Annotated in this window: 7 protein-coding genes; 1 reads left to right on the top strand and 6 read right to left on the bottom strand. The window is 71.4% G+C overall.

What is annotated here, in order from left to right:
* Nucleotides 1–56: 56 nt before the first annotated feature.
* A complete protein-coding gene (locus AB0M20_RS22745; RefSeq protein ID WP_364301211.1) occupies nucleotides 57–827 on the top strand; it encodes a DUF5995 family protein in 771 nt (256 codons plus the stop codon).
* Here AB0M20_RS22745 and AB0M20_RS22750 read toward each other — a convergent pair whose 3' ends face one another.
* The 6 genes from AB0M20_RS22750 to fliQ all read right to left on the bottom strand — a co-directional run bounded on the left by AB0M20_RS22750 (nucleotide 828) and on the right by fliQ (nucleotide 5,433).
* Nucleotides 828–1,358, bottom strand: coding sequence for a hypothetical protein (locus AB0M20_RS22750; protein WP_364301199.1), 531 nt, complete (start codon nucleotides 1,356–1,358; stop codon nucleotides 828–830).
* A gap of 35 nt (nucleotides 1,359–1,393) precedes the next feature.
* Complete coding sequence (locus tag AB0M20_RS22755) at nucleotides 1,394–2,752, bottom strand: HAMP domain-containing sensor histidine kinase (protein ID WP_364301201.1); 1,359 nt, start codon at nucleotides 2,750–2,752, stop codon at nucleotides 1,394–1,396.
* A complete protein-coding gene (locus AB0M20_RS22760) occupies nucleotides 2,745–3,431 on the bottom strand; it encodes a response regulator transcription factor (protein ID WP_364301203.1) in 687 nt (228 codons plus the stop codon). Before AB0M20_RS22760 ends, AB0M20_RS22755 begins: the two co-directional genes overlap by 8 nt.
* A 29-nt stretch (nucleotides 3,432–3,460) precedes the next feature.
* Nucleotides 3,461–4,666 carry a sigma-70 family RNA polymerase sigma factor gene (locus AB0M20_RS22765; RefSeq protein ID WP_364301205.1) on the bottom strand — a complete coding sequence of 402 codons (1,206 nt, stop codon included), beginning with the start codon at nucleotides 4,664–4,666 and terminating at the stop codon, nucleotides 3,461–3,463.
* Nucleotides 4,667–4,671: 5 nt separating this feature from the next.
* Nucleotides 4,672–5,028 (bottom strand): YciI family protein, encoded by a 357-nt coding sequence (locus tag AB0M20_RS22770; protein ID WP_364301207.1) that lies wholly within the window; start codon nucleotides 5,026–5,028, stop codon nucleotides 4,672–4,674.
* Nucleotides 5,029–5,163: 135 nt separating this feature from the next.
* Nucleotides 5,164–5,433 carry a flagellar biosynthesis protein FliQ gene (fliQ, locus tag AB0M20_RS22775; protein WP_364301209.1) on the bottom strand — a complete coding sequence of 90 codons (270 nt, stop codon included), beginning with the start codon at nucleotides 5,431–5,433 and terminating at the stop codon, nucleotides 5,164–5,166.
* Nucleotides 5,434–5,922: the final 489 nt, after the last annotated feature.

Here is a 5,922-nt window from a genome sequence, read left to right on the forward strand (position 1 = left end):
GGGTCCGGGCGGGTGCTGGGGCCCCGCATGACATGGAGGACGACCCGATGACCACGATGACCGAGCAGGTCTGGGGGCCCGTACAGGACGAGATGTCCGCCCTGCTGACCAGTCATCCCGAGGACGTGCCGGCAGTGGTCGACCAGCTCACCAGGCTGCAGGACATCCTCGACCGGGTGCCCCCGCTGCTGCACGAGAACCCGCTCTGCGACTTCAACAAGCTCTATCTGCGCATCACCAGCAGCGTGCTGGACCGGCTGGAGGACTGCCGGTTCGCCGACCCGCAGTTCCTGTCCCGGCTCGATGTGGAGTTCGCGGCCCGCTACTTCGACGCGCTGCGCGCCTGGAGCGACGGCAACGACAGCTGCCCGCGTACCTGGTCCGTGCTCTTCAGCCGGATCCCCGGGCCGGATTGCAACCCGCTGCCGTCCGCCGCGGCCGGGGTGAACGCGCACATCAACTTCGACCTGCCGTTCGCGCTGGTCACCACGTTCGACCACCTGGGCACCGACCCGGTGGACGACGGCGACCAGCACCAGGACTACCTGCAGATCAACGACATCTTCGCCGAGGAGATCCCGGCGCTGCGGCGCGGCTTCCTGGAGAACTGGCAGCTGCTGATCGACATGATGAACGGCGATCTGGACGACTGCTGGCAGGGCGAGCTGGTCGAGTACACGCGCAACGTCGCGTGGCGCAACGCCCAGAAGCTCTGGGCGCTGCGCCACGACCTGCAGGCCACGATGCGGGAGCGGCAGCGGCTCGATCGCACGGCCGCGAGATTCGGCAAGCTGCTGCTCTCGCCGCTCGGCGCCTACCTGCAGTGATCAGCCGATCGCGACGAGCCGGGCCGTGGTGGCCGTGCCCTCGCGTACGCCGGCCACACCCACCTCGGCCCCGGCCTTGATCGCGCTCGCCTCGGCCTTCTTCCTGTCCTGCACCACCTTGAGCTGATCATCGACTGTCCAGGTCAGCGCGAACCCGTCGGCCGACTTCACGCTGATCGTCCGGCCGTCGGTGGCGGTGACCGTGCCGCGCTGCACCACGATCGTCTGCACGCCGTCCTTGCCCTGCACGGCGATCTCGCCGTGCAGCGTGTTCTTGCGCAGGTACTTGCGCACGTTCTGCCGCCGCTGCTGCCGCTTCTCCGCACGATCCGACTTGGCGGAGGCGGAGTCGGAGGCGGAGTCGGAGGCGGCGGGCGCCGGGGCCTCGAGGCCGGTCTCGAAGCCGACCGCCTGCAGCGCGGAGGCCTCGGCGGCGAGGTCTGGAGAGGCCGCCGGTCCGGCCCCGCAGGCGGTGAGGCCGACCAGCGCGGCCGTGGTGAGAGCAAGAAGCGTGATCCGGGTACGTGTCATGCGGAAGATCGTGCGGCGCGGCTGCGAGGGAGACGTCAGGACGATGTACGGGTTTCGTAAGGCGTCTCGCACGGCAGGGTGACCGTGAACCGGGCGCCACCCTCGGGCGCGTGTCCCGCCTCGATCGTCCCGCCCAGCCGGACCACCAGCCGCGCGGCGAGCGCCAGCCCCAGCCCGCTGCCCACCTTGCGGATCCCCTTGTACCGCTGGTTGAGCGCACCCCGGTCGAAGGCCACGGCCAGGTCGTCGTCGGTGAAGCCGGGCCCGCCGTCGCGCACCTCGACGACGCCGGCCGTCTCCGCCGCGCGAACCGCAAGGATCAGCGGCGCACCCTCCGGAACGACCCGCAGAGCGTTCTCGCACAGCCCGTCGATCACCTGCCGGATGCGCCCGGGGTCCGTGCGCACCCACACCGGCGACGGCGGCAGCTCGGTCCGCAGGGAGAGGGTGCCGCGCGGCGCCCACGCCTCGGCCGCGGCCCGGACCAGCTCGGTGAGGTCGACGGCCACGACGTCCAGCGGCAGGTCGGCCGCCTCCAGCCGGGACAGGACGAGCAGGTCGGAGATCAGGCGGTCCAGACGTTCCGCCTCGGCCAGCATGGTCTCCCCCGCCTTCGTCGCGCCGTCCGCCCCCACCACCCCGTCGGCCAGCGCCTCGGCGTACCCCCGGATGGTCGACAGTGGTGTGCGGAGCTCGTGCGAGACGCTGAGCAGGAAGTCGCGCTCGCGCCCCTCGCTGACCTGCAGCGCGCTCGCGAGCTGGTTGAACGCGCCGGCCAGCTCGGCGGCCTCGGCCGGGCCCTGCGTGGAGAGCCGGATCGAGCGGTCGCCGGCCGAGAGGTGACCGGCGGCGGCCGCGGCCCGGCGGATCGGCCGCACGATGAGCCGGGCCAGCAGCGTCCCGGCGAACAGGCCACCGCCCAGCCCGGCGAGCAGCGCCAGCCAGACGCCGCCGAGCAGCCCGCCCGCCGTGGCCGTGCCGGTCCGGTGGGTGAGGATCACGCCGCTGGAGTTGCCGGAGAGCGGGCGGCCGACGATGAACTCGGTGCGGCCGTCGACCATGCCGCGGGTGTCCACCATTTCGCCCGCCGAGACGACCTTGATCACCCGTTGCGGGAGGCCCGGCCGGTCCACCACCCCGCGCCGGATCAGGTAGACGGCGATGTCCTCCTCGCGCAGCTCCTGGACGATGCGTTCGCGGCGGGCCGGGCGCAGGTCGGTGAGCAGCTCGACGGCGAGCGCGCTCTTGTCGCGGAGCTCGGCGCGGACCTGGTTGTTGACCGACCGGACCGAGATCGGCACGGCGACCAGCGCGGTGATGATCACGGCGATCACCGCGGTCGCGGCGGTGACCAGCACGACCCGGGCCGTCAGCGTGCGGAAGAGGTTAGTCACTGGCGGTGTAACCCACCCCGCGGACCGTGCGGATGAGGCCGGCCGCGTCGCCCAGCTTGGCGCGCACCTGCGCGACGTGGACGTCGACGGTGCGCGTGCCCGCGTGCGACGCGTACCCCCAGACCGAGGCGAGCAGCTCCTCCCGGGTGAACACCCGGCCCGGCCGGCCGAGCAGGTGCCCCAGCAGGTCGAACTCGGTCGGTGTCAGGGACAGCGGCGCACCGTCCACGGTGACCCGCCGGCGGCCCGGGTCGAGGGTGACCGGGCCGAGCGCGCGTACCCGGCCGCCCTCCTCGGGTCCCGCGGCCCGGCGCAGCAGCGCCTTGACCCTCGCGACCAGCTCGCGCGGGCTGAACGGCTTGGTCACGTAGTCGTCCGCGCCCAGCTCGAGGCCGAGGATCCGGTCGATCTCGTCGTCGCGGGCGGTGAGGAAGATGACCGGCGTCCAGTCACCGTCCTCGCGCATCCGCCGGCAGATCTCGGTGCCCTCGAGGCCGGGCAGTGCGATGTCCAGGATGCAGGCGACCGGGCGGATCCGGCGCGCGGCGGACAGCCCCGCGCTGCCGTCGTGCTCGACGTGCACGCCGAAGCCGTCCCGGGCCAGGTAGAGACGCACGAGGTCGGCGATCGGACGTTCGTCCTCGACCACCAGCACCAAGCCCTTGCCCGCCTCCGTCACACCGCCATCATGCCCGGCGCACAACGTCGTCAATGTTCGGATGCGGTAAGGGATGCGCGCAGCGTCAGGTAGCGCTGCTCCGGCACGCTGGTCGTCATCGCCGCGGCCTTCTTGTACGCCGCATGGGCCGCCGCCCGGTCGCCGGCGCGTTCCAGCAGGTGCGCCCGCACCGCCTCGACCCGGTGGTTGCCGGCCATCCGCTCGTCGCCGTCCAGCTCGCCGAGCGCGGCCAGCCCGGCCAGCGGCCCGCGCGCCCAGCCCACCGCCACCGCCTTGTTCAGGGTCACCACCGGCCCCGGCGACACCCGTTCCAGCACCTCGTAGAGCGCCAGGATCTGCGGCCAGTCGGTGGCATCCGCGGTCTTCGCCTCGTCGTGCAGCGCCGCGATCGCCGCCTGCAGCTGGTACGGCCCCACCGGCCCCTTGCCCAGCGTGGCCGACACGAGTGCCACGCCCTCGGCGATCTGCGCCGTGTTCCACCGCGACCGGTCCTGCTCGTCCAGCGGGATCAGCGCGCCCTGCGAGTCGGAGCGCGCCTCCCGCCGGGCGTCGGTGAGCAGCATCAGAGCCAGCAGTCCCCCGGTTTCGGTGTCCTCCGGCGTCAGCGTGCGCAGCATCCGGGTGAGCCGGATCGCCTCGGCGGTCAGGTCGGCCCGCTGCAACGCCTCGCCGCCGCTGGTCGTGTAGCCCTCGTTGAAGACCAGGTAGAGCACCTGGCGGACGACCCGCAGCCGCTCGGCGCGCTCGGCGCTCGGCGGCATCGTGAACGACAGGCCACTGCTCTTGATCTTCTGCTTGGCCCGGCTGATCCGCTGCGCCATCGTGCTTTCCGGCACCAGGAAGGCGCTGGCGATCTCCGCGGTGCTGAGGCCGCCCACCGCGCGCAGGGTCAGCGCGAGCTGCGAGGGTGGCGACAGCGACGGGTGACAGCAGAGGAACAGCAGGGTCAGGGTGTCGTCGCGGGAGGTCACTGTGCCGGGCTCGACGTCGAGCTGGAAGACGTTCTCCTCGCGGCGGCGTCGGGCGCTCTCGCTGCGGAACTCGTCCACCAGCCGGCGCCCGGCCACCGCGAGCAGCCACGACCGGGGGTTGTCCGGCACCCCCTCGGCCGGCCACTGGGTGGCAGCGGCCAGCAGCGCCTCCTGCACCGCGTCCTCGGCGGCGTCGAACTGGCCGTATCGCCGGGCCAGCGCGCCGAGGACCTGCGGCGCGAGCTCCCGCAGCAGCTGCTCCATCAGACTCAGACCTGGGGCTCTTCGCCCACCGGGCGCAGCTCGACCCGGTCGGCCCACTGCACGATCCGGCCGGCGAGCTCGATCGCCCGGGCCTCGTCCTTCACGTCCCAGATCCAGAAGCCGGCCAGCGACTCCTTCGCCTCGGCGAACGGCCCGTCGGTGACGGTGACCTGGCCGTCGACCAGCGCGATCGTCTTGGCCGTGTGCGGAAAGTCCAGGCCCTCGGCGGAGACCAACTCCCCGGTGGCGGTGATCTCCTCGTTGAAGGTGGTCATGAAGTTGACCATGTCACGCACCCAGTCGGTGGACCGCTCCTCCATCATCGTGGTGGCGTCCCCGAACATCATCAGCATGTACTTCATCGTGTCTCCCTGACGTCGTCGTCGTTCGCACGGTGGTCGGAGCCGACTCCGCCGCCTCGACATCCAATCGCGCGCGAGACCACAAACGAAAGGGCCACCCCGTGGGGCGGCCCTTCATCTGCATCAGGGTGCTCGTCAGGCCAGCAGAGCCGGGATCTTCTCGAAGAGCTGCTGCGTGAACGAGATCATCTCGTGCAACATCCAGTTGCCGGAGAACAGGATCGCCACGCCCACACCGATCGCCTTCGGCACGAACGACAGCGTCGCCTCCTGAATCTGGGTCACCGACTGGAACAGCGAGATCGCGAACCCGATCAGCAACGCGGTCAGCAGCACCGGCGCGCACATCTTCGCGGCGATGGTCATGGCCTGCAGGCCCAGCTCGACGATCTGCGTGTCGGTCATGCCCGTCAGTTCGGGGAACTTGAGGATTTCCGGAGTGCGAACCGGGGGCGCAATGGTTGCGGTTCGGTTGGCCCGACCTTTAAAGGCGACGGGTACGAACACCGGAGAAGTCCCGTGGCCACAGGCCAGGCCGTCGCGGGCCCAGGCCGTCCCCAGCTACCGGCCGACAGGGTGAAGACCAACTGGTAGCCCACAGGCCCATCCGCGCCCCCGATGCCCGACAGAGCTACCACTGTGGGCGCTTCGCCCACCCGAAGAGCCCAACTGGTAGCCGAGAGGGCTTCCGGGAGCTCGGATCGACGCGTGCGCTACCACTGAAGGCGATTTGTCCGCCCGACGAGCGCAAAGTGGTAGCCGAGCCACCTCTCGGCGGCGCGAACCCGTGGGTGGGCTACCAGTGTGGGCATTTTGTCCGGGCCAGGACCAGAAGTGGGTGGGCGGGCCCACGCCCGGCGGGCCCCCGCGGGGGGGAGCTGACCCAATGTCGGG

It is taken from the genome of Actinoplanes sp. NPDC051633 (genome assembly GCF_040681735.1).
In the GTDB taxonomy this organism is placed as follows: domain Bacteria; phylum Actinomycetota; class Actinomycetes; order Mycobacteriales; family Micromonosporaceae; genus Actinoplanes.

Excerpts from the sequence above, each read along its gene's own strand:
- AB0M20_RS22745 (WP_364301211.1), top strand. The coding sequence starts at position 57 with ATGACCGAGCAGGTCTGGGGGCCCGTACAGGACGAGATGTCCGCCCTG.
- AB0M20_RS22750 (WP_364301199.1), bottom strand. The coding sequence starts at position 1,358 with ATGACACGTACCCGGATCACGCTTCTTGCTCTCACCACGGCCGCGCTG.
- AB0M20_RS22765 (WP_364301205.1), bottom strand. The coding sequence starts at position 4,666 with ATGGAGCAGCTGCTGCGGGAGCTCGCGCCGCAGGTCCTCGGCGCGCTG.
- AB0M20_RS22770 (WP_364301207.1), bottom strand. The coding sequence starts at position 5,028 with ATGAAGTACATGCTGATGATGTTCGGGGACGCCACCACGATGATGGAG.
- fliQ (WP_364301209.1), bottom strand. The coding sequence starts at position 5,433 with ATGACCGACACGCAGATCGTCGAGCTGGGCCTGCAGGCCATGACCATC.